Source organism: Devosia sp. A449 (assembly GCF_054489375.1).
In genome coordinates this window covers 821,179-846,883 of the sequence record NZ_JBTMWU010000001.1, presented here as the reverse complement: position 1 = coordinate 846,883, position 25,705 = coordinate 821,179, and the positions used below count along the sequence as shown (strand labels likewise).

At 62.2% G+C, this 25,705-nt stretch carries 23 protein-coding genes, 1 tRNA gene and 2 riboswitches; of the genes, 8 read left to right on the top strand and 16 right to left on the bottom strand.

All coding sequences use genetic code 11. The features are described 5' to 3' along the window. Window positions 1-4: 4 nt before the first annotated feature. The 3 genes from ACX3OW_RS04130 to ACX3OW_RS04120 form a co-directional block, all read right to left on the bottom strand. Window positions 5-988: an ABC transporter substrate-binding protein gene (locus tag ACX3OW_RS04130; protein ID WP_459094461.1), complete on the bottom strand. Its 984-nt coding sequence runs from the start codon at window positions 986-988 to the stop codon at window positions 5-7. 100 nt (window positions 989-1,088) lie between these two features. Then, a complete protein-coding gene (locus ACX3OW_RS04125) occupies window positions 1,089-1,862 on the bottom strand; it encodes an ABC transporter permease (protein ID WP_459094460.1) in 774 nt (257 codons plus the stop codon). Window positions 1,863-1,871: 9 nt separating this feature from the next. Continuing rightward, window positions 1,872-2,675: an ABC transporter ATP-binding protein gene (locus ACX3OW_RS04120; RefSeq protein WP_459094459.1), complete on the bottom strand. Its 804-nt coding sequence runs from the start codon at window positions 2,673-2,675 to the stop codon at window positions 1,872-1,874. Window positions 2,676-2,952: 277 nt separating this feature from the next. Next, window positions 2,953-3,047, top strand: a riboswitch (glycine riboswitch). A 3-nt stretch (window positions 3,048-3,050) separates the two neighbouring features. Continuing rightward, a riboswitch (glycine riboswitch) is annotated at window positions 3,051-3,129 on the top strand. A 55-nt stretch (window positions 3,130-3,184) separates the two neighbouring features. On the opposite strand from ACX3OW_RS04120, the gene ACX3OW_RS04115 reads away from it, so the two are divergent. Further along, window positions 3,185-4,429 (top strand): D-amino acid dehydrogenase, encoded by a 1,245-nt coding sequence (locus tag ACX3OW_RS04115; RefSeq protein WP_459094458.1) that lies wholly within the window; start codon window positions 3,185-3,187, stop codon window positions 4,427-4,429. Between the two features lie 174 nt (window positions 4,430-4,603). Here the strand turns inward: ACX3OW_RS04115 and ACX3OW_RS04110 are convergent, their stop codons facing one another. The 5 genes from ACX3OW_RS04110 to ACX3OW_RS04090 form a co-directional block, all read right to left on the bottom strand. Then, complete coding sequence (locus ACX3OW_RS04110) at window positions 4,604-6,109, bottom strand: tripartite tricarboxylate transporter permease (RefSeq protein ID WP_459094457.1); 1,506 nt, start codon at window positions 6,107-6,109, stop codon at window positions 4,604-4,606. Window positions 6,110-6,113: 4 nt separating this feature from the next. After that, on the bottom strand, window positions 6,114-6,563 hold the full coding sequence (locus ACX3OW_RS04105; RefSeq protein ID WP_459094456.1) for a tripartite tricarboxylate transporter TctB family protein: 450 nt from the start codon (window positions 6,561-6,563) through the stop codon (window positions 6,114-6,116). A 191-nt stretch (window positions 6,564-6,754) separates the two neighbouring features. Beyond that, window positions 6,755-7,744, bottom strand: a complete 990-nt coding sequence (locus tag ACX3OW_RS04100) for a fumarylacetoacetate hydrolase family protein (RefSeq protein WP_459094455.1) — start codon at window positions 7,742-7,744, stop codon at window positions 6,755-6,757. Beyond that, window positions 7,741-8,811, bottom strand: coding sequence for an NAD/NADP octopine/nopaline dehydrogenase family protein (locus tag ACX3OW_RS04095; protein ID WP_459094454.1), 1,071 nt, complete (start codon window positions 8,809-8,811; stop codon window positions 7,741-7,743). The genes ACX3OW_RS04100 and ACX3OW_RS04095 overlap by 4 nt, the downstream gene beginning before the upstream one ends. A 13-nt stretch (window positions 8,812-8,824) precedes the next feature. Next, window positions 8,825-9,796 (bottom strand): Bug family tripartite tricarboxylate transporter substrate binding protein, encoded by a 972-nt coding sequence (locus tag ACX3OW_RS04090; protein ID WP_459094453.1) that lies wholly within the window; start codon window positions 9,794-9,796, stop codon window positions 8,825-8,827. A gap of 395 nt (window positions 9,797-10,191) precedes the next feature. Between ACX3OW_RS04090 and ACX3OW_RS04085 the strand changes: the two genes are divergently transcribed. Both ACX3OW_RS04085 and ACX3OW_RS04080 read left to right on the top strand, forming a co-directional pair. Beyond that, entirely contained in the window at window positions 10,192-10,833 is a 642-nt protein-coding gene (locus tag ACX3OW_RS04085; RefSeq protein ID WP_459094452.1) for a GntR family transcriptional regulator, read from the top strand. A gap of 52 nt (window positions 10,834-10,885) precedes the next feature. Next, window positions 10,886-11,863, top strand: coding sequence for a VOC family protein (locus ACX3OW_RS04080; protein WP_459094451.1), 978 nt, complete (start codon window positions 10,886-10,888; stop codon window positions 11,861-11,863). Window positions 11,864-11,892: 29 nt separating this feature from the next. Here ACX3OW_RS04080 and ACX3OW_RS04075 read toward each other — a convergent pair whose 3' ends face one another. From ACX3OW_RS04075 to ACX3OW_RS04045, 7 genes are all read right to left on the bottom strand, one after another. Further along, complete coding sequence (locus tag ACX3OW_RS04075) at window positions 11,893-12,516, bottom strand: glutathione S-transferase (RefSeq protein WP_459094450.1); 624 nt, start codon at window positions 12,514-12,516, stop codon at window positions 11,893-11,895. Window positions 12,517-12,633: 117 nt separating this feature from the next. Beyond that, a complete protein-coding gene (locus tag ACX3OW_RS04070; RefSeq protein WP_459094449.1) occupies window positions 12,634-13,806 on the bottom strand; it encodes a M20 aminoacylase family protein in 1,173 nt (390 codons plus the stop codon). Window positions 13,807-13,899: 93 nt separating this feature from the next. Then, window positions 13,900-15,390: an ABC transporter substrate-binding protein gene (locus tag ACX3OW_RS04065; RefSeq protein WP_459094448.1), complete on the bottom strand. Its 1,491-nt coding sequence runs from the start codon at window positions 15,388-15,390 to the stop codon at window positions 13,900-13,902. A 97-nt stretch (window positions 15,391-15,487) separates the two neighbouring features. Then, on the bottom strand, window positions 15,488-17,053 hold the full coding sequence (locus tag ACX3OW_RS04060) for an ATP-binding cassette domain-containing protein (protein ID WP_459094447.1): 1,566 nt from the start codon (window positions 17,051-17,053) through the stop codon (window positions 15,488-15,490). Then, window positions 17,053-17,928, bottom strand: coding sequence for an ABC transporter permease (locus ACX3OW_RS04055; protein ID WP_459094446.1), 876 nt, complete (start codon window positions 17,926-17,928; stop codon window positions 17,053-17,055). Before ACX3OW_RS04055 ends, ACX3OW_RS04060 begins: the two co-directional genes overlap by 1 nt. Next, window positions 17,925-18,929 carry an ABC transporter permease gene (locus ACX3OW_RS04050; RefSeq protein WP_459094445.1) on the bottom strand — a complete coding sequence of 335 codons (1,005 nt, stop codon included), beginning with the start codon at window positions 18,927-18,929 and terminating at the stop codon, window positions 17,925-17,927. The genes ACX3OW_RS04055 and ACX3OW_RS04050 overlap by 4 nt, the downstream gene beginning before the upstream one ends. Before the next feature lie 50 nt (window positions 18,930-18,979). Further along, window positions 18,980-19,627: a hypothetical protein gene (locus ACX3OW_RS04045; RefSeq protein ID WP_459094444.1), complete on the bottom strand. Its 648-nt coding sequence runs from the start codon at window positions 19,625-19,627 to the stop codon at window positions 18,980-18,982. A 375-nt stretch (window positions 19,628-20,002) separates the two neighbouring features. Between ACX3OW_RS04045 and ACX3OW_RS04040 the strand changes: the two genes are divergently transcribed. The 5 genes from ACX3OW_RS04040 (at window position 20,003) to ACX3OW_RS04020 (ending at window position 24,282) form a co-directional block, all read left to right on the top strand. Next, window positions 20,003-20,644: a GntR family transcriptional regulator gene (locus ACX3OW_RS04040; RefSeq protein ID WP_459094443.1), complete on the top strand. Its 642-nt coding sequence runs from the start codon at window positions 20,003-20,005 to the stop codon at window positions 20,642-20,644. Between the two features lie 78 nt (window positions 20,645-20,722). Then, window positions 20,723-21,457 carry an SDR family NAD(P)-dependent oxidoreductase gene (locus ACX3OW_RS04035; protein WP_459094442.1) on the top strand — a complete coding sequence of 245 codons (735 nt, stop codon included), beginning with the start codon at window positions 20,723-20,725 and terminating at the stop codon, window positions 21,455-21,457. 67 nt (window positions 21,458-21,524) lie between these two features. Beyond that, on the top strand, window positions 21,525-22,346 hold the full coding sequence (locus ACX3OW_RS04030; RefSeq protein WP_459094441.1) for a beta-keto acid cleavage family enzyme: 822 nt from the start codon (window positions 21,525-21,527) through the stop codon (window positions 22,344-22,346). Window positions 22,347-23,211: 865 nt separating this feature from the next. Next, window positions 23,212-23,541 (top strand): helix-turn-helix transcriptional regulator, encoded by a 330-nt coding sequence (locus tag ACX3OW_RS04025; RefSeq protein WP_459094440.1) that lies wholly within the window; start codon window positions 23,212-23,214, stop codon window positions 23,539-23,541. Between the two features lie 664 nt (window positions 23,542-24,205). Next, window positions 24,206-24,282, top strand: a tRNA-Arg gene (locus ACX3OW_RS04020). A 177-nt stretch (window positions 24,283-24,459) separates the two neighbouring features. Here ACX3OW_RS04020 and ACX3OW_RS04015 read toward each other — a convergent pair. Continuing rightward, window positions 24,460-25,704 carry an oligosaccharide flippase family protein gene (locus ACX3OW_RS04015; protein ID WP_459094439.1) on the bottom strand — a complete coding sequence of 415 codons (1,245 nt, stop codon included), beginning with the start codon at window positions 25,702-25,704 and terminating at the stop codon, window positions 24,460-24,462. Between the last annotated feature and the right edge of the window lies 1 nt (window position 25,705).

Sequence of the window (25,705 nt, the reverse complement as noted above, 5' to 3'; positions counted from 1 at the left end):
CTGCCTATTTCAGGAAGTCGTTGCTATAGACCGTCGACAGGTCGATGCTCTCGGTCACGACGCCCATGGCCAGCAGCTTGTCCTGCAGCCCTTCCCATTCCGCCTGGGTGGAATTGCCCAAGCCATTGGCTTCGACATTGGCCGACTGGGTCATGCGCAGCACTTCGGGCAGCTTGAGCTCGGCATAGAGTTTGTCGGTCTCGGGGTTGGCGGCAATGAACGCGGCCAGCGCCTCGTCCGGGTGCTCCAGGGAGTAGGCCCAGCCCTGCATGAAGGCCTGGGTGAAGCGGCGCACCAGATCGGGATTTTCGGCGATCAGCTCGGCATTGGTGAACAGCGAGGTGGAATACATGTTGAGGCCCAAATCCTCGAACAGGATCCAGTCCACCTCCTCGCCGGTCGCGCGCAGCTTGAGCGCATCATTGAAGTAGAAGCCAACGCCGGCATCGATGCGGTCGGCAGAGAGCAGGGCCACCACGGCGCCGTCAGCCGGCACTTCGGTGAAGCTGCTGGCATCAAGGCCGAGATCCTGCTTGATCTGCTGCCATTGCAGGCTGGTATTGCTCTTGAGCTGCACGCCAATCGTCTTGCCGGCCAGATCGGTCTTGATGTCCGAAATCTTCTGCCCGGCCTTGAAGATCAGGGCGGTGGCATTCTGCTGCAGCACCACCGAGGTGGCGACCAGCGGCAGGGCGCGCTGTGCCCCGAGCAAGACCTGATCGGCGGTGGCATAGCCAAAGTCGGCGTCGCGATTGCCCACCAGCTTCACCGTCACCGATGATCCCTCGCCTGGCAGCAATTCGAGGTCGATCCCGGCATCGGCAAAATAGCCTTTTTCCATCGCCAGGAAGATCGGGGCATGCTCGGCGCCATAGACCCAGTCGAGCCGCAGGCTGACCTTGTCCTGGCCATGGGCAGTGCTGGACAGCCCCAATGCGAGGGCTCCCAGCACCAACCCGCCCAAATAGCCTTTGCTCATCATTTTCATCGTCGTTTCTCCTCCATGAGACACAGTCTGCCCGGGCGCGCCCAGAGCATTGAGTTAGGCAAATCGAGCCGGCGGCCAGCACATGGCCGCCGGGCTTGGATCACATCGTGGCCTGCACGCCGCCATCCTGCTGGCCCTGCGGCAGCATCAGGCGCTCGAACAGCACGATCACCAGGAACATCAGGATGCCGAGCACGCTCATGCACATGATCGCGGCAAACATCAGCTCGGTATTGAGGGTGATGTTGGAGGCGTTGATCACATAGCCCAGGCCTTCGCCGGCGGCGACGAACTCACCCACCACCGCACCGACAATGGCTAGGGTGATCGAGATCTTGAGGGCCGCAAAAATATACGGCATGGCCCAGGGCAGGCTGATCTTGGTGAACTTCTCCCAGCCGCGCGCGCCCAGCGAGTCCATATATTGCAGCATTTCGCTATCGACCGAGGTCAAGCCCTTGGCCGTGTTGATCACGATGGGGAAGAACGCAATCAGCGCCGCAATGACGATCTTGGGGGTCAGCCCGAAGCCAAACCAGATCAGGAAAAGCGGGGCGAAGGCGATCTTGGGCAAGATCTGCGCAGTGACCAGGAACGGATAGGTCAGGTCCCGGATGATCCGGGAATAGGCGATGCCCACGGCAATGACAAAGCCGGCGACGACGGCATATATAAAGCCCAGCGAAATGGCGAGGAAGGTTGGCCAGGTGTTCTTGAGCAGAAGATCACGATTTTCCCAGGCGACCTGTGCGATGACGCTGGGCGCCGGCAGGATGACCGGGCGGATACTGAGCAGATGAACCAGGGCCTCCCAGGCGCCGAAAAACACGGCGAAAACCAGGAATTGGCCGGCAGTTACTGAAAAACGATACATCTTGAACTCCTATTCCGCGGCCACTGACTTGAGCGGGGCGCGCAGCAAGCTGCGAACATGGCTCGCCATGCTGACGAACTCGGGCAACTCCCGCATGGCCTCGGCCCGCGGACGCGGGAACGGCACCTCGATGCGCTCCACCACCCGGCCGGGGCGAGCGGACATCACGATGATCTGCTCCGACAACAGCACCGCCTCGGGAATGGAGTGCGTAATGAAGACCACGGTGGTTTCCGTCTGCGCCCAGAGCTGCAGCAGTTCTTCCTGCAGGGTCTCGCGGGTGATCTCGTCCAGCGCAGCGAACGGCTCGTCCATCAGCAGCACGCGCGGCTTGAACGCCAGGGCCCGGCAGATCGAAACGCGCTGCTGCATGCCGCCCGACAATTCGTGGGGATAGCGGTTCTCAAAGCCCTTGAGCCCGGCAATTTCAAGCCAGCGGCGAGCTTCGTCTTCGCGCTCGGCGCGTTTCATCCCGCGTCGCGCCACTTCCATGGTCAGAACGACGTTCTCCAGCGCCGTCCGCCAGGGCAGCAGCAAAGCGCGCTGAAATACGTAGCCAACCTGGCCCTGGATTTTTTCCTTGTCGACGGGCTCGCCATCAAACAGAATCCGCCCCGAGGATGCCGGCAGCACCCCCGACAGGATTTTGAGCAAGGTCGACTTGCCGCAGCCGGATGGTCCCACCACGCTGAGGAATGACCCCGAAGCGATATCGAACGACACATCCTGCAACGCAGTCAGCGGCCCCGAGCTCGTGTTAAAAGTCAGCGAGAGATTTTCGATCGTTATTCTTGGCGCTTTTTCCATAGTCATCCGAGGTCCGCTTCCAAGAGAGCTGTGCCGTGCTGACGGAGCGGCGTGACCTCAAAGGCTAAAACGAGCACCGCAAACGGGCCGGGGGTCGCATCCATATAGTCCTCCTACAATGTGACGACACAATGTGATCACAAATTGACTTTGTCAACATGGTGCGACGGTCTTGGGCCAGCTTCTGTCGGCGAAGGTTGTGCTCGGTCCGGGCGGGCCGGCGAAAATTTCACCGCCACCGGATTGGCAATTGCATCGCGCCGTGCCAGTGTCGCCGCGCCTTATGGGCAGAGCAGGAGAGAGTGGTGGCCTTGGCCACTGCCGCCGACGGAGCAACCCCCCAGGAAACTCTCAGGCACCAAGTACTGCTCCAGCCTGGCGATCTGGAGAGCGGCGTTCGCGCCCACCGAAGGGGTAACCAGCCACGGCTGGGGGAAACTCTCAGGTACAAGAGACAGATGGGGACAAATCGGCCGGGAAACCGGCTCGTCGTTCCATTGTCTCTACGAGGTCCTATGCGTCAGATCGCCGTTATCGGTGCCGGTATCACCGGCACAACCACTGCCTATGCGCTTGCGCAACAAGGCTTTTCCGTCACCGTGTTTGATCGCCACCGCTATCCGGCGATGGAGACCTCATTTGCCAATGGCGGCCAGCTTTCAGCCAGCAATGCTGAAGTGTGGAACAGCTGGTCGACCATCCTGCATGGCATGCAATGGCTGCTGCGCCCCGATGCGCCGCTCTCGTTCAACCCCAAGCCGAGCTGGCACAAATATTCCTGGATGGCCGAATTCCTCGGCAATATCGGCAATTACCAGGCCAATACCGTGGCCACGACCAAATTGGCCATCACCGCACGGCAGCGCCTGCTCGCGGTCGCGGCCGCCGAAGATATTGCCTTTGACCTCGAAACCCGGGGCATCCTGCATATCTACCGTGACAAACCGGCTTTCGATCACGCCAGCGCCGTCAATGCCCTGCTCAACAAGGGTGGTCTCGAACGCCGGGCGGTGACACCCGCAGAAATCCGACAGATCGAGCCGGCGGTGACGGGCAGCTATCATGGCGGTTTCTTCACCCCCTCCGACGCTACCGGCGATATTCATAAATTCACCCGCGAACTGGCCGCTCGGTGCCAAAAGCTGGGCGTGCGGTTTGAGCAGGACGCCGACGTGCAGGGCCTGAACCATGGCAATGGCCGTCCCAGCGTCACCTTCATGCCCGAAGCGTCGAGCCAAAGCGGAACCATCACCACTGAAACCCGCAACTTCGACGGGATTGTACTGTGTGCCGGCATCGCCAGTCGGCGGCTCGCTGCCATGGTCGGGGACCGGGTCAATATCTATCCGGTGAAAGGCTATTCGATCACCGTCATGCTCGAAGATGCGGCAAGCCAGGCGGCGGCCCCATGGGTGAGCCTGTTGGACGATGCCGCCAAGATCGTCACCAGCCGGCTCGGCCCCGACCGCTTCCGGGTCGCCGGAACCGCCGAATTCAACGGCGAGAACCGCGATATTCGTCATGATCGCGTGCGCCCGCTGGTGGACTGGACGCGCCAGCTGTTTCCCGAGGTCAATACCGACCGGGTGGTGCCGTGGGCGGGTCTGCGGCCGATGATGCCGAACATGATGCCCAAGGTCGGGCGCGGCAAAAGCCCCGGCATCTTCTACAATACCGGCCATGGCCATCTCGGCTGGACCCTGTCCATGGCCACGGCCGATCTGGTGACCGGCGCGGTCAGCAGCCAGATCGCTGCCTGAGACCAAAGGGCTGGGCCGAAAGCTCAGCCCGACCTGTCTCGGATGCGGCGGCGCTGGATCAACGCCGCGGCCTCAACGCCAGATGCAGATGACGACAGCACGGCTTCACGCGCTGTCGTCGTTAAACAAGACCATGGCCATGAAATGCCCGGCCACCTCAGTCAGCGGCACCCGTCAAACAAGCATCGCTCGTCGAGCGGGCCGAGATGCACTCCAGGTGCTCCAGGCCAGCAGCGCCACCGTAGCCAGCATGAAGGACAGGCTGATTGGCCGCTCGATGAAGGTCATGAAATTGCCCCCCGAAATCAGCATGGCCCGGCGAAAATGCTCCTCCATCATCGGCCCCAGCACGAAGCCGAGCAACAGCGGCGCGGCGGGGAAGGCAATGACGCGCATGGCGTAACCGATCGCGCCGAACACCAGCACCATCATCACGTCAAAGACACTGTTGTTGATGGTGTAAACGCCGATGCAGATGAACACGACGATGGCCGGATAGAGAAGATGATACGGGATCGTCAGCACCCGGACCCAGATCCCGACCAGCGGCACGTTCAGAATGACCAGCAGAATATTGCCGACCCAGAAGCTCATCACCAGCCCCCAGAACATCTCGGGACGTTCCACGATCATGCTCGGACCGGGCGTGATGCCATGCATCACCAGCACCGCCAGGATCAGCGCCATGGTGGCACTGCCGGGAATCCCCAGCGACAAGGTGGGAATGAACGAGGTCTGATCGGCGGCATTGTTGGCCGATTCCGGCCCCATAATGCCTTCGATGGCGCCCTTGCCGAACCGGGATGGATCTTTGGCCACCTTCTTTTCCACGGCATAGGACATGAACGACGCCACTGCCGGACCGACGCCCGGCATGACGCCAATGAAGGAGCCGATGGCCGAGCCGCGGATCATCGGCATCCAGGAGCGCCGCACGTCGTCGCCGGTCGGCAACATCGATCGCAGGGTGATGTTATTGTCGATGCTGCCGGCATGCACCGTTTTGATGCTGGCGATCACTTCGGCGATGCCGAACAGACCCATGGCCAGAGCAGCCAGGCTGACGCCGTCATACAGTTCCAGAAAGCCAAAGGTGAAACGGGCCGTGCCGGTGTAGATGTCGGTGCCGATCACCCCCAGTGCGATGCCGAGCACGACCATCGCAATGCCCTTGACCGCCGAGCCGTCCGAGATCACCGACGCTGCCACCAGCCCCAGCACCATCAGCGAAAAATACTCCGTCGCGCCAAAACTCAGCGCGATCGACACCAGCGGCTTGGAGGCCAGCATCATCAGGATGATGCCCACGCTCGCCCCGAAGAACGAAGCCACGGTGGTCATCATCAACGCCACACCGGCCCGGCCCTGCTGGGCCATCGGGTAGCCGTCAAGGCAGGTGACCGCGTTGGATGGCCCGCCTGGAAGATTGAGCAGGATGGAGGCGGTACTGCCGCCATAGTTGCTGCCGTACCAGATGCCGGCCAGCATGATCAGCGCTGCAGTCGGATCAAGGTAAAAAGTCATCGGAAACAGCATCGACATCGTGGCCAGCGTACCGACGCCGGGAATAACGCCGATAAAGGTGCCCAGCGTCACGCCGAGAGCGCAATAGAGCAGATTGTTCAACGTCATCGCCGTTGACAGCCCAAGCGCGGCATTCGCGAAAAGTTCGGTCAGCATCGTGTCACCAGGGCCATGTCAGAATGGAAATTTGTCGACCAAGGCCGACCTGAAAGATCAGCGTGGTGCCGATTGACAGGCAGACCGCCAGGATGCCGGCGCCCAGCAGCGACAGCTTGCCGTCGGCGCGGCTGGCAATCAGCGTCATCCCAACAATGGCCGGCGCCAGCCCGAACGGCTCCAGCAACAGCGCAAAGGCCAGCACCGAGGCCAGGATAGCGACCAGCGAGCGAACATCCACGCTCGGTAGCGGCGCAGCGCGAAATAGCGCTGGCACCACGATGGCGAGGCCAAGGGCGCTCAGAATGCAACCCAACCCGGCCGGGAACATGCCCGGCCCCATATTGGCGATGTTGCCGAGCGCAAGCGTGGTCAGCGCATGAATGGCGATAAAGCCGCCGATCAGGATCAGCGCGCCGCCACCGAAAATATCGCGATAGTCTCTTGCAGGCATAGTTCCTCCCCTTTGCTGGCACATGTGAACGAGGGGCGCCCATCGGCACCCCGCGCATAGTCTCCTAACCCCCGCCCGCGATGCCCCAGACGTGGACCGCTCAGGGCGACCAGCACCCCGGCGGCCAGCACACTTAAAGTGTGTTTCAACGTCATTTATGCTTCCACTTTCGGATAATCGGGGTGTCCCAATCAGGCTCCGCGATACTGCTTCACGCGCTGACGGATCGGGCCGAACACGCTGCGGCCATCGGGCAGGTCCACCGAGATTTCGACGGTGTCGCCGAATTTCAGGAACTCGGTCGTCGCGGCGCCATTGGCGATGATTTCCGTCATCCGCCGCTCCTGCAGACAGGCAAAGCCCGCCGCCGGATCGCGGTTGGAAATCGTGCCGGAACCGATAATGGTGCCAGCGGCCAGCCGGCGGGTATGGGCGGCATGGGCGACCAGCGTCAGAAAGTCGAAATTGAGGTCGGTGCCGGCATGCGGTTCGCCCAGAATTTCGCCGTTGACCTGCGTCTTGACCTTGAGATTGAGGCGCGCGCCATCCCAATGCGATTCAAGCTCGTCAGGGGTCACCGCCACAGCGGCAAAAGCCGTGGACGGCTTGGCATGCAGGAAACCGAAACCCTTCGCCAGCTCACGCGGCATCAGATTGCGCAGGCTGACGTCATTGACCAGCGCGATCAGCTTGATGTGCTGGGCCGCCTGCTCAACGCCGGTACCCATCGGCACGTCGTCGACGATGATGGCGATCTCAGCCTCAAGGTCGATGCCCCAGGCCTCGTCCGCCACCTCGATATCGTCGAACGCGCCGATAAAGGTGTCCGAGGCGCCCTGATACATCAGGGGGTCGCTATAGAGGAAGTCCGGCATTTCGGCGTTGCGCGCCTTGCGCACCAACTCGGCGTGGCTGAGATAGGCCGAACCGTCGACCCACTGATAGGCGCGCGGCAGCGGCGCCATGGCGTTCTCGACCACGAAGTCGAACGCGCCGGGCAGTGTGTTGGCGTTGAGCTGGTTGTAGCGCTCGGTCAGCGCCGGCAACAGCGCTGACCAGTTGTCCAGCACGGCCTGCATGGTCGGTGCAAGGTCGGCAATATCGGCGGCGCGAACCATGGTCCGATCGACCAGGACTGGCCGACCGTCGCGGGTGTCGTTGTTAAGCGTTGCGAGTTTCATGGTTGCGCCTGCGCCCCGACGCGCTGCTTGAGGCCGGCCAGCGTTTCCGAGCTGATCCCGAGCGGTTCCAGCAGATCATTGAGGGTACGGAATTCGTTGCCCGTGATCAGCGAAGCGGCGTCGATCATGGCCGACGTCACCGGGGTCTTGATGTTGAGCAACTTGCCCAACTCTTCGTTGAACACCAGACCATACGGAATATCGGACGAGAAATAGCCGGTGCTCATGTCGATCGGCCCGGCGATGGCGTTGCGCTTTTCGTGCATTTCTGCAGCGATCTCGCCCATGGTCGTGGCTTCAGCCGAGAACGACTCGGCGAAATGCTGCTCGACGGTCCGAACCTTCAGACCAAACGCTGCCGCAATGGCCAGACGCTCGGCATCCAGCTTTTCGATCACGGCGCTGACGCGCGGCGACATGTAGTAATATTGCGACCACACTTCGGCGCGCTCGATACGGGTCCAGTTGTAGACCGTCAGCGGGGCATGGGCGATCGGGTTGATATTGGTCAGCGTGCTGCCCAGCGCATTCTGCTCGGGGACGAAGCCGTCGCCGAACATGCTCTGGCACAGTGCCACCATCGCATCGGTCTCGCTGACCGGCAGCGCCGACACACCGATTTTCTTGCGACGACCGGTGATGCGGGCGGTGGTGTTGCCGACGCGACGCCCGGTCATCACCGTGGTGCCGAAACCGGCAACCGTCAGGTCCAGACCGCGCTTCTTGGCGCCTTCATGCAGATACAGCGCCGACAGCGAGCTCATCGAGCTGACGATGACGGTATGTTCGCTCGTCAGATGGGGCAGCAAGGCATCCATCACCGCGCGATGGCTGGCCACCGGAATGGTGATCACGATGATGTCGGAGCTAGCAGCGAGGTCCGCCGCGGTCGCCGCGACGCCGACTTTACCTTCGCCTTCAGCCAGGCCGATGACCTGCATGTTGGCATTGTTCAAATCGGCAACGCTGTTCGAGCGCGACCACATCGAGACTTCATGCCCACCTAGCGCGAGCCAGCCCGCACTCACAAAGGCAATATTGCCCGCACCAACAATTCCAACTCGCATATTCTGTCCTTTATTAGTCAAGTTTGATGCCCCCCTGCTCGATGACGGTCTTCCAACGCAGGAAGTCGCTGTCGATGGTGGTGGCAAGTACTTCGGGGCCGCCGCACGCGGTCTGCGCGCCAATGCGGGTGAAGTATTCTTCGGTTTCCGGCGTATTGCAGATGGCCAGCAATTCGTCCGAGAGGCGGCTGATGACAGCTTCGGGCGTTTCCGCCGGAGCGAGCAGCCCCACCCAGACCTGAACTTCCAGATCTTCAAAACCGGTCTGTTCGCGGATCACCGGCACGCCGGCGATGGCTTCCTCCTTGGTGAAGGTGGCCAGCGTCCGCACCGAGCCATTGGCCAGCAATGGATCGATCGACGCGATGGTCGAAACGATGAGATCGACCTGACCGGCGAGCACATCGGTCATCGCCGGCGCGGCGCCCTGATACGGAATTTTGCGCAGGCTGATATCGGCGGTCTGGGCAAACAACTCGCCCAGAAGATGGGACACGGTGCCAATGCCCGGGATGGCGATGCTGACGCTGTCGGGACGCTGCTGGGCGTCAGTCACGATGTCAGCGATCGACTGATACGGGCTCTCGGCGCGCACGCTGAGCGACATCGGGGTGTCGGCAATCAGCGCGATAGGCGTGAAATCGTTGATCGGATCGTAGGGCAGGTCGCCGCCCTTGTTCGGCGCGATGGTGATCGCGCCGCCGGTTGCCAGCAGGATCGTGTAGCCATCCGCCGCCGACTTGGCCACATGCAGGGCGCCGATGGCGCCGCTCGCGCCGCCACGGTTTTCGATGACGACGGGCACGCCGATCCGCTTGGACAGCTCATTGCCCAGATAACGGCCGAGCACGTCGGTGGAGCCGCCGGCCGGGAACGGGACCAGAAGGGTGATGGCTTTGGCGGGATAATCCGCCTGCGCCTGTGCCGGCAGGACCGGCGCAGCGAACAGCGAGAGCACGCACAGGGCGCGGAGATAATGCTTCATGGTTTCCTCCTCAAATATCTAGGGCTTCTGCCTTATTTTCTGTGTCGCTCTGGCGCTGGACCGGCACCGATCGCCTTCTCCCTGTTGACGAAAAGCCCCAACAGGTCCATATAACTTCCATTGCATACAAAGTTGGATGCGAACCTATAGGCTCATTCGAAGATGTCAATAGTTTCTTCTCAGGCCGCCATGTCCGGGCGCTGGTTGGGTTGCCGTCTTGACGCCTGGCGGCTTGATGTGGTCGGCCTAGGGGGTCGATTGCGCCGTTGCGCTTCCGCACGCAGCCGCCCGCGTCCCGCGGCAATGGCTGCAGTGCCAGGCGTCGCTCCTGAGAGCGCGGCATGTCGGCAGACGGATGCCCATATGTTTCACATTTGCCTTAGGACAGCCGCCCCATGACCACGCTATCGGAGTCCCAGCCCGCGACGATGTACGAACGCCTGCGTTTGGCCATCGTCTCGGGAGAGCTGCGCCCCAACGAACCGCTCATTGAGGAAGACCTCGCCGCCAAATTCGGCACCAGCCGCACTCCGGTGCGCGAAGGGCTGCAGCGCCTGTCGGCCGACGGCCTGCTGGTGCGGCGCAAGCGTGGCTGGGCCGTGCGCGAATTCACCGCCAATGAGATCCGCGAGAACTACGAAGTGCGCGCGGCGCTGGAAGGGCTCGCCGCTCGCTTCGCCGCCGAACGTGGCACTGACGAAGAACGCCGTGCCATCATGGCCTGCCACGAACAGCGCCGCGCGCTGAACATGCCCGACTCAACCCAGCGCCTCAGCACCAATCGTGATTTCCACGAAGCCATTCTGACCGCCGCGCATAATGACCGGCTGCGCCATCTGATCTTTCTGGCCGGCAATTTCTACCTGACGCGCCGGGTGGCCGTGCTGACCAACGACGCCGAATACGAGCGCGCCCAGGCCGAGCATGGCGCGGTCGCCCAGGCAATTCTGGATCAGGACGCCGACGCTGCGGACCGGGCGATGCGGCTGCACATCATGAACGCCTTCCACACCTGGCAGGGATTTCGGGGCCAGTGAGCCGGGACCGTCGCCCGTCGGACGCCGGTCATATTAGCAAGAGGACGTGACGATGGCGATTTCAGCATTGGGTTATCTTGGCGTACGCTCGGATAAGCTTGACGACTGGTCCGACTTTGCCGGCCGTCTGCTGGGCATGCAGAAGATCGACCGTGGTCGCACCGCGCTGGCCTTTCGCATGGACGACCAGATGCAGCGTCTGCTGGTGTCGGACGAGCCGGGCGACACACTGGCCTTCATGGGCTGGGAAGTCGCTGAGCGCGACGATCTGCAGACCTATGCCGCACGGCTTGAGGCCGCTGGTGTGCAGGTCACACTGGGCACGCATGCCTTGGCCGACCGGCGCTTCGTGACCGAGCTGATTCATTTCGACGATCCCGCCGGCAATCGCGTCGAGCTGTTCTGGAAGCCGATGCTGGCGACCACGCCCTTCATGCCGGGGCGTCCAATCGACGGCTTCAACACCGGCCCGCTCGGCATGGGCCACGCCGTGCTGCATGTGCGCGACATCAACGCCATGCTGCCGTTTTATCGTGACCTACTGGACTTTCACGTCTCGGATTATGGGCTGGCGCCCTACCCGCTGTATTTTTTCCATGTCAATGGCCGCCACCACAGCTTTGCCATGGTGGGATCAGGCGAGGCGGGCTTTCATCACTTCATGGTGGAATTCAAAAATCTGGACGATGTCGGCCAGGGCTTCGATCTTGCCCAGCAGGAAGAAGACCGCATCGCCTACACCCTTGGGCGGCACACCAACGACTACATGACCTCCTATTACGCCAACACCCCGTCCGGCTTTTTTGTCGAAAGCGGCTGGGGCGGCCGGGTCATCGAGCCGGCGACCTGGGAGCCGCACGAGACGGTCGACGGGCCCAGCTTCTGGGGCCACGAACGGCTCTATCTGACCGAGGAAGGTGGGCGCGGCCGCCTGCGCGAGATGCGTCTGGAAGCGGCACGCAATGGGCGCCGCGCCCCGCCGGTCGCCGATTGTCCGTGGCTGTTCGGCGAACTCGGGCGCAAGCGCTAGGCGGCTCTCTCGAGCCAGCAGCAGGCTATTCAGGCCTTAGGCAGGACCGGCACCGTGCGCTGCAGGGACGGTCGCTGCGACACCGCTGCAAACCAGACCGCCAGCTTCGGCGCTTCCGCCCGCCAGTTGCGGGCGGCAAACCGCAGATCGAGATAGCCCAAGGCACAGGCCACGGCGATTGCGCCAGCGTGGAATTCACCCTCGATCTCGTCGAGCGCGCCGTTTTCCAGCGCCGCCAGGCAGGAACCGATCTTGTCCGACTGCCCCTGCATCCACTCGGGCCAGCGCAGCGCTTCCGGCCGCGTCATGGTTTCATAACGCAGCAAGATCGCCGCATCGAGCAAGCCGTCGGCCAGCGCCTCCAGCGTCAACACATCGAAATATCGCTCGCCCTGCGGATACAGCACCCCGCCGCCCGCCATGACGTCCACATATTGGCAGATGACGCGCGAATCGAAGAGCGCCCGCCCATTGGGCAGAATCGCCGTCGGCACTTTGCCGGTCGGGTTGTGCGCAACGATATTCTGATCGCGATTGATCGGGCTGGCCGCCGCCGCCAGAAACTCGATCTGATCATCCACGCCCCGTTCAATGGCGGCGACCATGACCTTGCGCACATAGGGTGAGGCGGACGAGAAAAACAGCTTGAGCATCGTGGCGTTCCAGCGGGGTTTGGAGGGCTGCGGCGGCGTGCAGAATATGAGGTTACGGCTTCCAGATCGAGCGGGTCGATCAGACGTTGGTATACTTCGTCATAACCAGGGCACGGCTCAGGCCAGCCGGCTCTCGACCATGCGGGCATAGATGCTGGCGCCAACCGGGATGATGCCCTCGTCGACGACAAATTTCGGATTATGCGCCGGCACCGTGCCAGCATGACCGACCATGCAATAGGCGCCGGGCCGCACCAGCAGCATGTCGGCAAAATCCTCGCTGCCCATGAACGGCTTCTCCAGCAACCGGACATTGTCCGCGCCCACCACGCCACGCGCCACCGCGACATAGGCGTCGGTCAGGGTTTCGTCATTATGCAGCGGGCTGAACACCTTGCGGAACTCGACCGTCACCGTAACGCCGAACATCGCCTCGATGCCACGCGCGATTTCGGCCACGCGGCCGCGCACCACTTCGGCCACCGCCTCGTCGAAATAGCGCAGCGTGCCGCCCAGCGTCGCCGCATCGGGCACCACATTATAGGCGCTGCCCGCATTGATCTTGGTCACCGACAAGACCGCCTGCTGCAGGGCCGACAGATTGCGGCTGATGATGGTCTGCAGCGCCTGCACCAGTTGCGTCGCGGCGATCAGCGGATCGCGCGACCGCTCGGGCATCGCCGCATGGCTGCCGCTGCCCTGAATGTGAATATCAAAAAAGTCAGCACCGGCCATCGCCGCACCCGGCTTGATGGTGACCGTTCCCGGCGCTTCGGCCGAGTAATTGTGCATGCCGTAGATTTCATCGCAGGGAAAGCGATCGAACAGGCCGTCGGCGAGCATGGCGCGAGCGCCGCCCAGGCCCTCTTCGGCCGGCTGGAAGATGAACACGACCCGGCCAGAAAAGTCGCGGGTTTCTGCCAGATAACGCGCGGCGCCCAGCAGCATGGTGGTGTGCACATCATGGCCGCAGCCATGAAATTTGCCCGGCACCTTGGAGGCGTAGAACAGATTGGTGTGTTCTTCCATCGGCAGCGCATCCATGTCGGCCCGCAAGCCAATGCTGCGGCTTACTGCACCGTCCGGTGCCGCCCGCTTGCCGTCGAGCACGCCGACCACGCCGGTCACGCCGATGCCGCGATGCACCGCAATGCCCCAGGACGCCAGCAACTCGGCGACGATGCCGGAGGTGCGGACTTCCTCGAAGCCCAGCTCGGGATGGGCATGCAGATCGCGGCGGATCGCCACCAGTTCATCGGTGTAGCCGACAATGCGTTCAATGACAGACATGGAACTGACCTCCTGCGACGCAGCCGCCTCCACGCGGCGACGTCATGAAACGAAACCGGCGGGCCCCTCACGGAGCCCGCCGATATTGGGTGATTACTGCGCCACTTTCACGTCACGCGGCAGCGTCCAGTCGTCGGCACGGATCGGCCAGACCACCTTGTCGCTATAGGCGTAGCTCTGCGGCAGGTCCCACAGGAACACGGCGAGGGCATCATCAGCGGCGGCCTGCGTGGCCTCGTGCATGGCGGCGACTTCCTCTTCGACGGTCCGTGCGGCTTTGGCGCGGCCCAGGGCCTCATCCATTGCCGGCGGCAGCGGCCCGCGGGTGTGCAGGAAGCCGGTGGCGATATAGGACATGGTATCGGCAGAAATGGTCGCGGTGTCGGCATAGCCGTACCAGCTCAGCGCTGCCTGTTCGTCAGAGGCCGCGCGCTTGTGGTGCACGGTGCTGGGCGCGATGCTCAGCGTGGCGCGGATGCCCACTTCGGCCAATTGTGCCACGACGAACTGTGCCGCCTGCTCGCCACCGACATAGGTGCCCTTGCCATAGGCCATTTCGATATCGATGCCATTGGGAAAGCCGGCTTCGGCCAGAAGCGCCTTGGCCTTCTCGGGGTCATAGGGCCAGGCCTTCAGGTCAGGATTGTAGCCGGTATGCAGCACGCTCAGCATCTGGCTGTTGGCCGGGCTGACCTGCCCACGGAACAGTGCCTTGGTGATACCTTCTTTGTCGATGGCATAGTTGATGGCCTGCCGCACGCGGAGGTCGTCCATCGGCTTGACCAGCGTGTTGAAGCGCATGATCTGCACGCGAGCGCTCGGCACGATGCCGACCACCAGATTGCCCGACTCTTCGAGCTGCTGCAGGTCCTGCGTGTTGATCAGGGCAGCGGTATCGAGTTCACCGGCCTTGAGCGCATTGATGCGCGCGGCCTCGTCGGTCACCACGCGGAACCGCACATTCTTGAACTCCGGCGCAGCGCCGTAATAGGTGTCGTTGAGCACCAGCTCAACACCGGTTTCCGGGTTGTAGCTGATCATCTTGTAGGGACCCGAACCCATCGCCTCGACGGAGGGATTGTGGGTTGCGGCCCAGGTCGGGTCGAGATGGAACACGCCGGCCAGGCGACGCGCCAGGTTGAGGTCCGGCGCCTTGAGCTTGAACTCGACTTCATACGTGCCGAGCACGTTGACGGCCTCGACATTGCGCATCGAGGTGACGATCCAGCCGGCGCGTTCCTGCACCTTGAGCCGGTCCTGGTTCCACTTCACCGTCTCGGCGGTGAACGGGGTGCCGTCAGAGAAGCGCACATCGTCGCGCAGCTCGAACACCCAGGTGAGATCATCGGTCTGGTGCCACGACTTAGCTGCGGCGCCCACGACCTTACCCTCGGGAGAAATCTCCGTCAGCGAGCTGTAGATCGACGCCACGATGCTCAGATCGATACGCATGCCGCCGGCCTGTGCCGGATCGATGTTCTCGATAGCGACGGGCAGGCCCATGGTCAGCTGGTGGGTTTCGCCGTAGTTCTGCTCCTGAGCCGTCGCGGCCCAAGGCAGGGTTGCAGTCAGGACGGCCGCCATTGCGACTCCGGCCAGTAGGGTTCTGCGTTGCATCCTCTAGTCCTCCATTGGATAGCTGTATTCAAGCGGCCCGGGCGTTGTGGGCCCGGGGATGGGATCAGGCCGTCAGCGCTTCGGCCGCGTTGGCACGGCCCGGGATCGCGTCGAGCAACAGTCGCGTATAGGGATGCTGGCTGTTCTCGAAGATCGCGCGGACCTCGCCTTGTTCGACAATCTCGCCGCCCTTCATCACGATCACATGGCTGCACAGCCGGGTGACGATCGACAGATCATGCGAGATCAGCAGCTGTGCCATGCGCCGCTTCGACTGCAGCTTGAGCAGCAGGTTCAGCACCTGTTCGCGCACCGTGGCGTCGAGCGAAGCGACTGGCTCGTCCGAGATCAGCAATTGCGGATCGGGCGCGATGGCGCGGGCAATGCCCACGCGTTGCCGCTGCCCGCCCGAAAGTGTTCCAGGCGGCCGGTACCAGGTCGAGCGATCCAGCCCCACTTCGGCCAGCAGCTCGGACGCGCGGTCGCGCGCCGGCCCACGGCGCATGCCCATCGCCTGCAGCGGTTCGGCCACGATATCGACAATGGCCATTCGCGGATCGAGCGAGGAATACGGGTCCTGAAAGACATACTGGATCAGTGGCGAGCGCGAATGCTGCCGACGCGGCGCACCATCAAGCATGACGCTGCCGCTGTCCCAGCCCTGGAGCCCGGCAATGATCCGTGCCAGCGTGGTCTTGCCCGAACCGGATTCGCCGACAATTCCAATCGATTGGCCAGGGGCCACCGTCAGATTGACATTACCGACCGCTCGGAGCCCACGACCAAAGGTCTTGCATAGACCGCTCACCTGCAGCAGCGGTGGCTCCCCAGCCTGCAGCGGCGCGGTCTCGCCGAACACCAGCCGGTTGGCCTGCAGCAGCGCGCGCGCCACCGGGCTCTGAGCGTGCTGAAACAGATGCTCTGTTGTACCGGCTTCGACGACGCGACCGCCGGCCATGATGATGACGTCCTGGGTCCGGTCGCGGACCACGCCCATGTCATGGGTGATCAGCAGCACGCCGAAGCCATGCTGCTGCTGCAACCCGATCACCAGATCCAGGATCTGGGCCTGGATGGTGACATCGAGCGCCGTGGTGGGCTCGTCCGCAATCAGCAGCACCGGCTTGCGCGCCAGCGCCATGGCGATGACCGCACGCTGCGCCAGCCCCCCTGACAGTTCATGGGGGTAGGCGGTCAGCTTGCTCAACGGGTCGGTCATGCCGACTTCAGTCAGCAGCCGCAGGCATTCATTGGCAGCCAGTGCCCGATCACGCCTTGTTTCAGGCGCGAGCGCTTCTTCGAGTTGCGCGCCGATGGTCAGGCGCGGGTTCAGCGCCGTCGATGGGTTCTGAAAAATGATCCCTATCTTGACGACGCGAACCGCCCGGTCGGCATCGGTGACATCGGTCGGCAGGTCGACCCCGTCAAGCCGGATCCGGCCTTCGGCCCGCAACGCGTTGGGCAGCAGGCCTGCTACCGTCATCGCCGACAGCGTTTTGCCCGAGCCCGATTCACCAACCACGCCCAAAATCCGGCCGCGCTGCAGCGTCAGGCTGACGCCATGCACCAGTTCAGTGCCGTCTTCGCGCGTCATGACCCGCAGGTCGTCTATCTCCAGTAGCGGCTCCATCACAGGCTGCCCCTCTTGCCGACCATGAATTTTTGCGACAATGCGTCACCCAGGAACTGCACCCCGACCAGCAGCACGCCGAGCGCGATCGCCGGCATGATCGACAGCCACCAGGCCGAGCCGAGTTGCACCTTGCCCTGCGAGATCATCAGGCCCCAATCGGCGGTCGGCGGCTGGACACCCAGGCCGATAAAGCTCAGCCCGGCTTCGGTCATGATGATGCCGGCAGCACTGATCGATGCGGTCACGGACAGCAGGGGGATGAGTCCGGGCACGGCATGGCGCCAGATGGCGCGCCAGCCGGGCACTCCGGCCAGCCAAGCGGCTTCCATATAGCCCTGGGTGCGGACATTCTGCATGTAGCCGCGGGCAACGCGGAAATGCAGTGGCCAGGCTTCGATGGCGAGGATCAGGATCAGGTTTTCCAGCTTGGTACCGAACAGCGACAGCGCCAGCAGTGCCAGCACCAGGCCCGGAATGGTCATCTGCACATCGGCCAGCCGCGACAGGAACTGGTCGAGCCAGGCATGCCCCGCCCCGGCTGCCATGCCCAGCGTTGCCCCCAGCACCAGCGACAGAGCCGTGGCAATCGCCCCGACCAGCATCACGGGCTGTGCCCCATAAAGAATGCGGCTGAAAATATCGCGGCCCAGATCATCGGTGCCCAGCCAATGCCCGGTCGATAGCGATGGCGGCGACATCAGCGCCATCAAATCGCTCTTGTTGGGTTCGAACGGGGCGATCCAGGGCGCCAGGACAGCAACGACCAGGCACAGCCCGATCATGGCGAGGCCGATATAGCCGCGCAGTGGCAATGGATTGCCGCGCATGCGGGTCATCTCGATGGTCGGCACGGTTTCGCTGACAGCGCTCATGGGGTGATCCTCGTGCGCGGGTCGAACACCGAGGTGGCGACGTCGGCAATGAAGTTGCACAGGCAGACCGCTGTCGCGATCAGCATGACAGTCAGGATGATGACCGGGTAATCCTGCAGGCCAACCGCGCCGACCAGCGTGGTGCCCACCCCCGGCCAGCCAAAGATGGTCTCGGTGAGCACAGCACCGCCCAGCACGCCACCCGCCTGCATGCCCAGCAGCGCGATGACGGGCACCACGGCGTTGAGCGCGACATGCCGCCAACGGACCTGGCGCATCGAAATCTGCTTGGCTTTGGCCGTACGGATGTGATCGGCCTCAAGCTGCTGGATCAGGCTGGCGCGGAATAGCCGCGCCACCGGCGGCGCCACCATCAGCCCCAGGGTCAGCGCCGGCAGTACCAGATGCAGCAGGCTGGTATTGCCACCGGTCGGCAGCCAGCGCAGCCGGATCGCGAACACCAGCACCAGCACAATGCCGACGACGAACACCGGCGTAGCCTGCACGACCGAGAGCAGGGCCAGGGGCAGCTCGCGCAGCACGCGATTGCTACCCAGCACCGAGAAATACCCGACGGTGAAGCCCAGGCACGCGCCGATCAGCAATGCAGTGACGCCCAGCAACAGGGTCTGCGGAATGGCCGGCGCCAGCACCTGGAACGGCGAGATGCCGAAGCGCAGCGAATCCGGGAAATTGCCCGATAGGCTAGAGGTGAGAAAATTCAGATACTGAATATGGGCCGGCTGGTCGAAGCCGTAGAGCGCATTCAATGCCGCAATTTGCTCGGCCGTGGCTTGTGGCCCCGCCAGCAGCAGCGCCGGGTTTCCGGTGCCCATCATCAGAAAATACACAATGGTGACCGCCGCCCAGATAGCAAACACCGTCGCCGCCAGCCGGTTGCCCAGATAGCGCCAATTCAGTTCGAGCCCACGCCGGGGCAGACGTCGCAATGACGTGACGACTGGCCGCAGCGTTGCGGCCTCAGAGGAGGATCGGGGCATGATTGGCACCTTCCGAAGAGCGCGCCATGGCGCGCGGGGGCTGATGGCGGTTAGTCGCCGTGAACCTGTGTGACGGGCCAGGGCACAACGCATTGACCAACAAAGCTGCTGACATTCTGCGCCGAAGCGGGCATCGCTGCCTCCAGCGCCTTGAGCAGGCTCATTGCCTGCTGCTCGTTCTCGCTTTCCAGTATCAGCGCACCCTCGGGGCGGCTGCGCACCGGACGACGCGGATGCGGCATGCCATGGCGGCTATAGCGCGCCCGGACCGCACCAGCAGCGCGAAACACTGAGTCGCCAGCCTGCAGCGCGGCCTCGATCGCCGGCAGATCGCCGTCATAGCGGATCATGGTCAGCCAGCCGAGCAGGCGGAAGCTGCATTTCTCGGGCACATATTCGTCGATGCGGGCTTGATCATAGACGGCCGAAGCGCCCCAACGATTGACGCCGCTGACATAGGCCTTGCCGGCGTCGCCCTTCAGCTCAGTGTAAGGCGGCTGGTTCAGTACGTCCCAGGAGGGGATTTGGTAGAAGTCGATCAGCGTGACGTCCCCGGGCGTGACTGCGCGATAGCAGCTGCACGTCAAGAAACCGGCCTCCCACAGATCGGGAGCATGCTTGCCGGCAAACCACTGCGCGAAGGTCCGGAAATCTTCGGGCGGCAAGTCCATCTCGGACGTATAGAGCAGAGGCGTCATAGCAGATTTCCTGTGGGACGGATCGCCATCGCGCTCGGGGCCATCCGACCCCCGCGTAAATGAAAACCCGTTGATATCACATCACTTTTCCGCCCCGGCGACGGGGCGGGAATTCTTATCGTCACTTCTTCCTGCGTATTGAGGCGGCGCATTGCTGCTGCTCACCCTCCCCTGTTGACGCATTGCCCTAACCAGTTCATAGGGTTAAACATTGCATACAAGGTTGGATGCGAACCTATAGGCTTGCGCTAAGATGTCAATAGTTTCTTCTTCGGCTGACGGGGTCTGGCCCCGATTCAGCGGTCGCCTTGAGGCGCATTATTTCGGCAGTCAGCCCGCATACCCGTGCTGCATTCGCGTTAGGACCCCCGCCCCATGACCACGCCATCGGAGTCCCAGCCCGCAACCATGTATGAGCGACTACGCTTCGCCATCGTCGCGGGCGAACTGCGTCCCAACGAGCCGCTCATCGAGGAAGATCTCGCCGCCAAGTTCGGCACCAGCCGCACCCCGGTGCGTGAAGGGCTGCAGCGCCTGTCGGCCGATGGCCTGCTGGTGCGGCGCAAGCGCGGCTGGGCCGTGCGCGAATTCACCGCCATCGAGATCCGCGAAAACTACGAAGTGCGCGCTGCGCTGGAAGGGCTCGCCGCTCGTTTTGCCGCCGAGCGCGGCAGCGCCGAAGAACGCCGCGCCATCATGGCCTGCCACGAACAGCGCAGTGCGCTGGCAACGGGCGAGTCAACCCAACGGCTTAGTACCAATCGCGACTTCCACGAGGCCATCCTGACCGCCGCGCATAATGACCGGCTGCGCCATCTGATCTTTCTGGCCGGCAATTTCTATCTGACGCGCCAGGTGGCAGTCCTGACCAATGACGCGCAATACAAGCGCGCCCAGAGTGAACACGCCGTGGTGGCGCAAGCGATTTTGGCGCAGGACGCCGAAGCCGCCGACCGGGCGATGCGGCTGCACATCATGAATGCCTTCCAGACCTGGCAGGCATTTCAGGGTCAATAACCCACTGCCCCAGGTATGGGCCGAATTATTTCTGCGGATCGAATTGGATCGATTGCGCCTAACTGCAAGGAGAATGGCATGGGCCTACTGGATGGCAAGCTGGCAATGATAACAGGAGCCGGGCGCGGCCTGGGCGCAGCGATGGCGCGTGGATTCGCCGAGGCCGGCGCGGGCGTGATCATTGTCGACCGCGACGCCGATGCTGCTGCCAATATGGCGGCCGAGTTGCAGGCGACCGGGGCGGAAAGCTGGGGCTACGCGCTCGACGTCAGCGACCGAAAGGCCGTCGCCGCCTTCGCCGAACAAATCGCCGCCGACCATGGCCGGCTCAATACGCTGGCCAACAATGCCGGCATCGCACCGCGCGTTTCGCTCGGCGACGCCGGCCTGGTCGAGGCCTGGGACAATACCATCAACATCAATCTCACCGCCCAGTTCGACATGACCTGCGCCTTCATTCCCCTGCTCAAGCAGTCGCGCGGCAATGTGATCTACACCGCCTCGATCTCGGCCTTCATTGCCCCCGGCTCGAGCCCGGGCTATGGCGCGGCCAAGGCCGGCATCGTCTCGCTCACCAAATACATGGCCCGCGAACTCGGCAAGGATGGCGTCCGCGTCAACGCCATTGCGCCGGGCATCATGCTCACCGAAATGTCGGCCGGCCGCCAGGGCGACAAGCTCAACCGCGTGCCGCTGGGCCGCAATGGAAACCCCGAGGAGGTCGCCGGCCCGGTGGTGTTCCTGGCCTCGGACATGGCTTCCTATGTCACTGGCGTGACTCTGCCGGTCGATGGCGGCTTCATGGCGGTCTAGATGCCGAGCGCCGAAAGCCGCGGTCCAGTCCAAGGCTAAAGCAAGGCGCTTCCCGTGGAGAATGATCGTGAAACCACGCCAAGTCTGCATTGCGATCGCGCCGAATGGGGGGCGACACAGGAAGGAGGACCACGCGGCGATTCCTCTTACGGCAGATGAGCTTGCTTTGTGCGCGGCAGAATGCCTCGAAGCGGGCGCCAGCATGATCCATCTGCATGTGCGCACCGCCGATGGAGGCCATTTGCTGGATGCCACGGCCTACAAAGAGGCAATTGCACGTATCCGCGAGGCGGTTGGCGACCGCCTCGTTGTTCAGATTACCACTGAAGCGCTCGGCATTTACGCACCTGCTGAACAGATTGCGGTGTTGAAAGCCACGCGGCCCGAGGCGGCGACGCTGGCGTTGCGGGAACTTGTGCCGGACGCAGATGAAGAGTTGGCTTTTGGCGATCTGTTGTTGTGGATGAAGCAGGAACGCGTTCGACCCCAGATTATCCTGTATGATCCCGGAGAGGCTGTTCGTCTTGCGGCCATGATCCGGCGTGGCCTTGTGCCATGGAATGACATTCCCGTACTTTACGTACTGGGGCGCTACACCGCTGGACAGTTGTCACAACCCTCCGAACTGCTGCAATTTTTGGCGCCGAACATGCCCTCGTTTCCGAACTGGAGCGTATGCGCTTTCGGACGGCAGGAGGCGGCGTGCGTCGTCACCGGAGCGTTGCTCGGCGGTCACATTCGCGTCGGGTTCGAGAACAATTTCCTGCTTCCAAATGGCGAAACAGCGCCCAGCAACGCGGCGCTTGTTCGAACCGTGGCGTCTGCTCTGGGAGAATTGGGCTATTTACCATGTGATGCGACAGCTATTCGCACGCTTTTCGACTTCTAGACTTGGCGGCTTCGCCAAACGCCAAGCCCCCAACCCAAGATGAGCGGCTTGACCCGGCGCTTCCAGGCGCGCGGGATTCGCTTGCGCTCCAACCTTTTCCACACAGCCGCACTTCGCCGCCATGACTTCCTGCGACTCGGGCCAACAGGCCGGAGATCGGGGACGTCACGTGCAACATGCATGTGTCCCGAAGATTTTCCGGGGGCCCAAGTCTTTTAAGTCACTGGTTTCGGGGGGATATGGCGGAGAGAAAGGGACTCCAACTAATGCCTGAAAAAAGCCCAGAAATGCTGGCGTTTGCAACTGCAGTTAACCTTCATTGTGTACCAGTGCCGTGCACCAGTTCTCAAGCAAAATACGAGCGGGGTGGTCATTGCCCTGGGGAATGTGACCTGAGCCCTTAGATAGCCTCCAGGTTTCGTAGAGTCCGAGGTCGCAAAAAATGGCAACGCCCGACTCTAAGCGAGATGCGGTGTGAGCTGCCCACAGCATCGAGCTCGAAGAACTACAAGAGCTCACGCGTTTGCTGATCTATCCATTGTGCAGCGGGCGGCGTTGACCGAAGAGCAGGACAGCGACCGGGTTTTCCCGGCTCCTACACGTTCGAAACCATGAGATACCGCACAGATTGATGCCGGTGCGGGGTTTCTCTATGGATGCATCACGTTGCAACCTGCAAGGACTTTGGTTCGCCCCGGCGGGATGTAAAGTTGCTCCCCGTTAGGCCGGCCGCAGGTCCTATCAGGCTACCTGGGGAGCGCCGGCTGCTGAACGGGAGCGCAGCCGGCATAAGGTGGCGGATGCTTGCCTTACGGTCTAGCCTCCGACACTCTCAGGCTACGGTCTCACTTTAGGAGCGCAGTAAGTGCAAACAATCTACCTCACGCGCGCGCAGGTTGCTGAGCGCTATCCCATTTCGGCTCATACTTTGGCTAAGCTGGCGTCCAATGGCAAGGGGCCGCGCTTCTACAAACCGACCGACAAATGCCTTTATCGTCCGGAGGACATAGAAGCGTGGATTGAAGCTTCCGTCATTTTGCCGAAGACACAATCAGAGGCGTTGGCCAGCCCCCGTGAAAATCAGCGCCCGACCGGTAGCCGGGGAAGTATCCGGCCAGTCGTCGCGCGCTCAGTCAGGTCCGGTCTAAAGTCTTTGCCACCGTCCCCCAATTCCTGGCTCCTTCGCAAGGATTGAGTGTGATCGATTGAGCCATCCAGCTCACTGCTTGGCTTGCTCGCACCATGAGGTAAAGAACTGGTTGCTCAATCGCACCGATCATGCGGTTCGGGGGCCATGAGCCGGCTGGCCTTGCTCTGAACCATTCGGCCCTCCAGGTTCTTCAAATTCTGCAATTATTATGAGTTTCAGCGTCGAGCCTAAGGGCGATAGCTGCATCAAGCTCAGATCGCCTCTTTAGTTTTCATGCCTCGCTCGATTGCGTGTTGTCGGGCGCATACAAGGAACGGCTACCCGCAATGGCGTCCTGGTCCGTACCATCACGCTAGACTCCTTTTCATCGAATTGCTTTCCAATAACAGCATTCGTACCCTGCAGAACCAGTTGGAGCGCGTCCTCACAGCTTGGGACCGATCTTCGGATACTCATCGATTGCGTGCTGCATAGCTCGGTCCTTTTCCGCCAGCAACCTGAGGAATTCACGCTCTTGGTCGTGGGTGGCCGAGTCATTTAGCCAGACGCGTGCGCAGGTTGCCGAACGCCACCCATCTCGGCACATATGCTGGCAAAGCTGACACCTCACGGGCGCGACCGTGTCATCGAGCATTCGGTATTGCACCTTGACGATGCATTGGGTAGGTTGCGCCCTGTTCAGCCGGGGCCTGCGCTCCGCAAAACGGATGCACCCGTAGCTCAGCTGGATAGAGCGCTGCCCTCCGAAGGCAGAGGCCACACGTTCGAATCGTGTCGGGTGCGCCATACTTGCCGGTGTTTCGATGCAGGTCGGACCTCAGAGCAGGTGATGGATCTTAGCGGGATCGTGCCCCTTGCGTGGTGTAACTGAGGCATGGCGTTCGCCCGGCTTCCACACGACGAGTGGGCTTGGCCAGCAATGCCGCCGATCGGGCCATACGCCACCCGGCATCCTCGACCGTCTTACGCCTCCGTCGCAGCCCGTGCTTTTTCCAAAGCTCGGTGCGTACCGAAGATTATAGCGGGGAGGATGACTGCGGCATATGCAATGGCGCTAACTGTGGCAAGCGCCCATGTTGCTGAGGCCGCAATCACCAGTTTGGCAAACACAGCCACCACAACGAACAAGCCCCAAGCATAGATTTGTACCCGGACTTTCCCCAGTGCATTGAGCACCATATTGTATGGCGACGTAATCGCCGTAACAATTGACAGGGCAACAAAGCCCAGAATTACGAGCCTCTGATTTTCAAAGCTACGCCCCACCCATAGCTGGATGATCCAGTCCGAGGCCAGGAATAAGAGGGCGCCGGCAATCGTTACCATGGCCGCGCTGACAAGACTGATCCGGGCTGCGCTCTTTTGAACCCAATCATATTCCTGTTTTGCGATGGCCTCGCCATTGGCACCCCACATCGGCATGGTAATAGCCACAATGATCAGTGTCAGAAGCGAACCAAGTCGCATCGGAATGGAATACGCAGCCACTGCGTCCGGCCCGACTTGGCTGGCTACCACGATATTGTCCACGTTCATGCCGATAGCCGTCAGAACGGATAATACAAAGAACTGCGAGCCAAGCCGCAAGAGGTCCCTGCCTAGTGGGAGGTCGACCAGTCTTAGCGCCGGCCGATAGTTTGGATTTCGGGTAAAGTGGATGACCGATCCCACATAGGTGACGAAAACCGGCGGGCCCGAGTATGCCAGGGTCACGACCCATGGGGGTAGATTCAGGGCTATAGAGGCGACTGCGAAAGAGACCGACAGCGCCGCACTGACGATCTGCAATATATTGGCTAACGGAACGCGTTGCACTGCGAACAGGAATTGGAAGAACAGCGCCCCCGGGATGCCCAGGATGAAGGTCAGCACAACGGTGGAAACGATTGGCGACGTGCCGAACACCCAAAAGACAATAGCTGTCACAACAAACACAGCTGCCGCAATAAGCCCAAGAATGGCTAGAGCACTAGAAACATAACGTTGAACCGCAAGCGCATCACTATGGCCGTGAGCCGCGGATACTCTCGTCAAAAGGCCACTTCCAATCCCCAGATCCGCGACAACAGCGATCGTGGTTATCGACACGGCCGTGGCCCAGAGCCCGAAGTCGGCATCGCCGAAATAGGCCAGCATGGCCGGAGTCGCGATCACGGGGGCCAGCAGGGTCACCAGCCGTCCCGCCAGTCCCGAGAATGCGGCAAGCACG

What these genes read in the sequence shown, in the direction of transcription:
- ACX3OW_RS04130 (WP_459094461.1), bottom strand. Translation starts at nt 988, where the DNA reads ATGAAAATGATGAGCAAAGGCTATTTGGGCGGGTTGGTGCTGGGAGCC.
- ACX3OW_RS04125 (WP_459094460.1), bottom strand. Translation starts at nt 1,862, where the DNA reads ATGTATCGTTTTTCAGTAACTGCCGGCCAATTCCTGGTTTTCGCCGTG.
- ACX3OW_RS04120 (WP_459094459.1), bottom strand. Translation starts at nt 2,675, where the DNA reads ATGACTATGGAAAAAGCGCCAAGAATAACGATCGAAAATCTCTCGCTG.
- ACX3OW_RS04115 (WP_459094458.1), top strand. Translation starts at nt 3,185, where the DNA reads ATGCGTCAGATCGCCGTTATCGGTGCCGGTATCACCGGCACAACCACT.
- ACX3OW_RS04110 (WP_459094457.1), bottom strand. Translation starts at nt 6,109, where the DNA reads ATGCTGACCGAACTTTTCGCGAATGCCGCGCTTGGGCTGTCAACGGCG.
- ACX3OW_RS04105 (WP_459094456.1), bottom strand. Translation starts at nt 6,563, where the DNA reads ATGCCTGCAAGAGACTATCGCGATATTTTCGGTGGCGGCGCGCTGATC.
- ACX3OW_RS04100 (WP_459094455.1), bottom strand. Translation starts at nt 7,744, where the DNA reads ATGAAACTCGCAACGCTTAACAACGACACCCGCGACGGTCGGCCAGTC.
- ACX3OW_RS04095 (WP_459094454.1), bottom strand. Translation starts at nt 8,811, where the DNA reads ATGCGAGTTGGAATTGTTGGTGCGGGCAATATTGCCTTTGTGAGTGCG.
- ACX3OW_RS04090 (WP_459094453.1), bottom strand. Translation starts at nt 9,796, where the DNA reads ATGAAGCATTATCTCCGCGCCCTGTGCGTGCTCTCGCTGTTCGCTGCG.
- ACX3OW_RS04085 (WP_459094452.1), top strand. Translation starts at nt 10,192, where the DNA reads ATGACCACGCTATCGGAGTCCCAGCCCGCGACGATGTACGAACGCCTG.
- ACX3OW_RS04080 (WP_459094451.1), top strand. Translation starts at nt 10,886, where the DNA reads ATGGCGATTTCAGCATTGGGTTATCTTGGCGTACGCTCGGATAAGCTT.
- ACX3OW_RS04075 (WP_459094450.1), bottom strand. Translation starts at nt 12,516, where the DNA reads ATGCTCAAGCTGTTTTTCTCGTCCGCCTCACCCTATGTGCGCAAGGTC.
- ACX3OW_RS04070 (WP_459094449.1), bottom strand. Translation starts at nt 13,806, where the DNA reads ATGTCTGTCATTGAACGCATTGTCGGCTACACCGATGAACTGGTGGCG.
- ACX3OW_RS04065 (WP_459094448.1), bottom strand. Translation starts at nt 15,390, where the DNA reads ATGGCGGCCGTCCTGACTGCAACCCTGCCTTGGGCCGCGACGGCTCAG.
- ACX3OW_RS04060 (WP_459094447.1), bottom strand. Translation starts at nt 17,053, where the DNA reads ATGGAGCCGCTACTGGAGATAGACGACCTGCGGGTCATGACGCGCGAA.
- ACX3OW_RS04055 (WP_459094446.1), bottom strand. Translation starts at nt 17,928, where the DNA reads ATGAGCGCTGTCAGCGAAACCGTGCCGACCATCGAGATGACCCGCATG.
- ACX3OW_RS04050 (WP_459094445.1), bottom strand. Translation starts at nt 18,929, where the DNA reads ATGCCCCGATCCTCCTCTGAGGCCGCAACGCTGCGGCCAGTCGTCACG.
- ACX3OW_RS04045 (WP_459094444.1), bottom strand. Translation starts at nt 19,627, where the DNA reads ATGACGCCTCTGCTCTATACGTCCGAGATGGACTTGCCGCCCGAAGAT.
- ACX3OW_RS04040 (WP_459094443.1), top strand. Translation starts at nt 20,003, where the DNA reads ATGACCACGCCATCGGAGTCCCAGCCCGCAACCATGTATGAGCGACTA.
- ACX3OW_RS04035 (WP_459094442.1), top strand. Translation starts at nt 20,723, where the DNA reads ATGGGCCTACTGGATGGCAAGCTGGCAATGATAACAGGAGCCGGGCGC.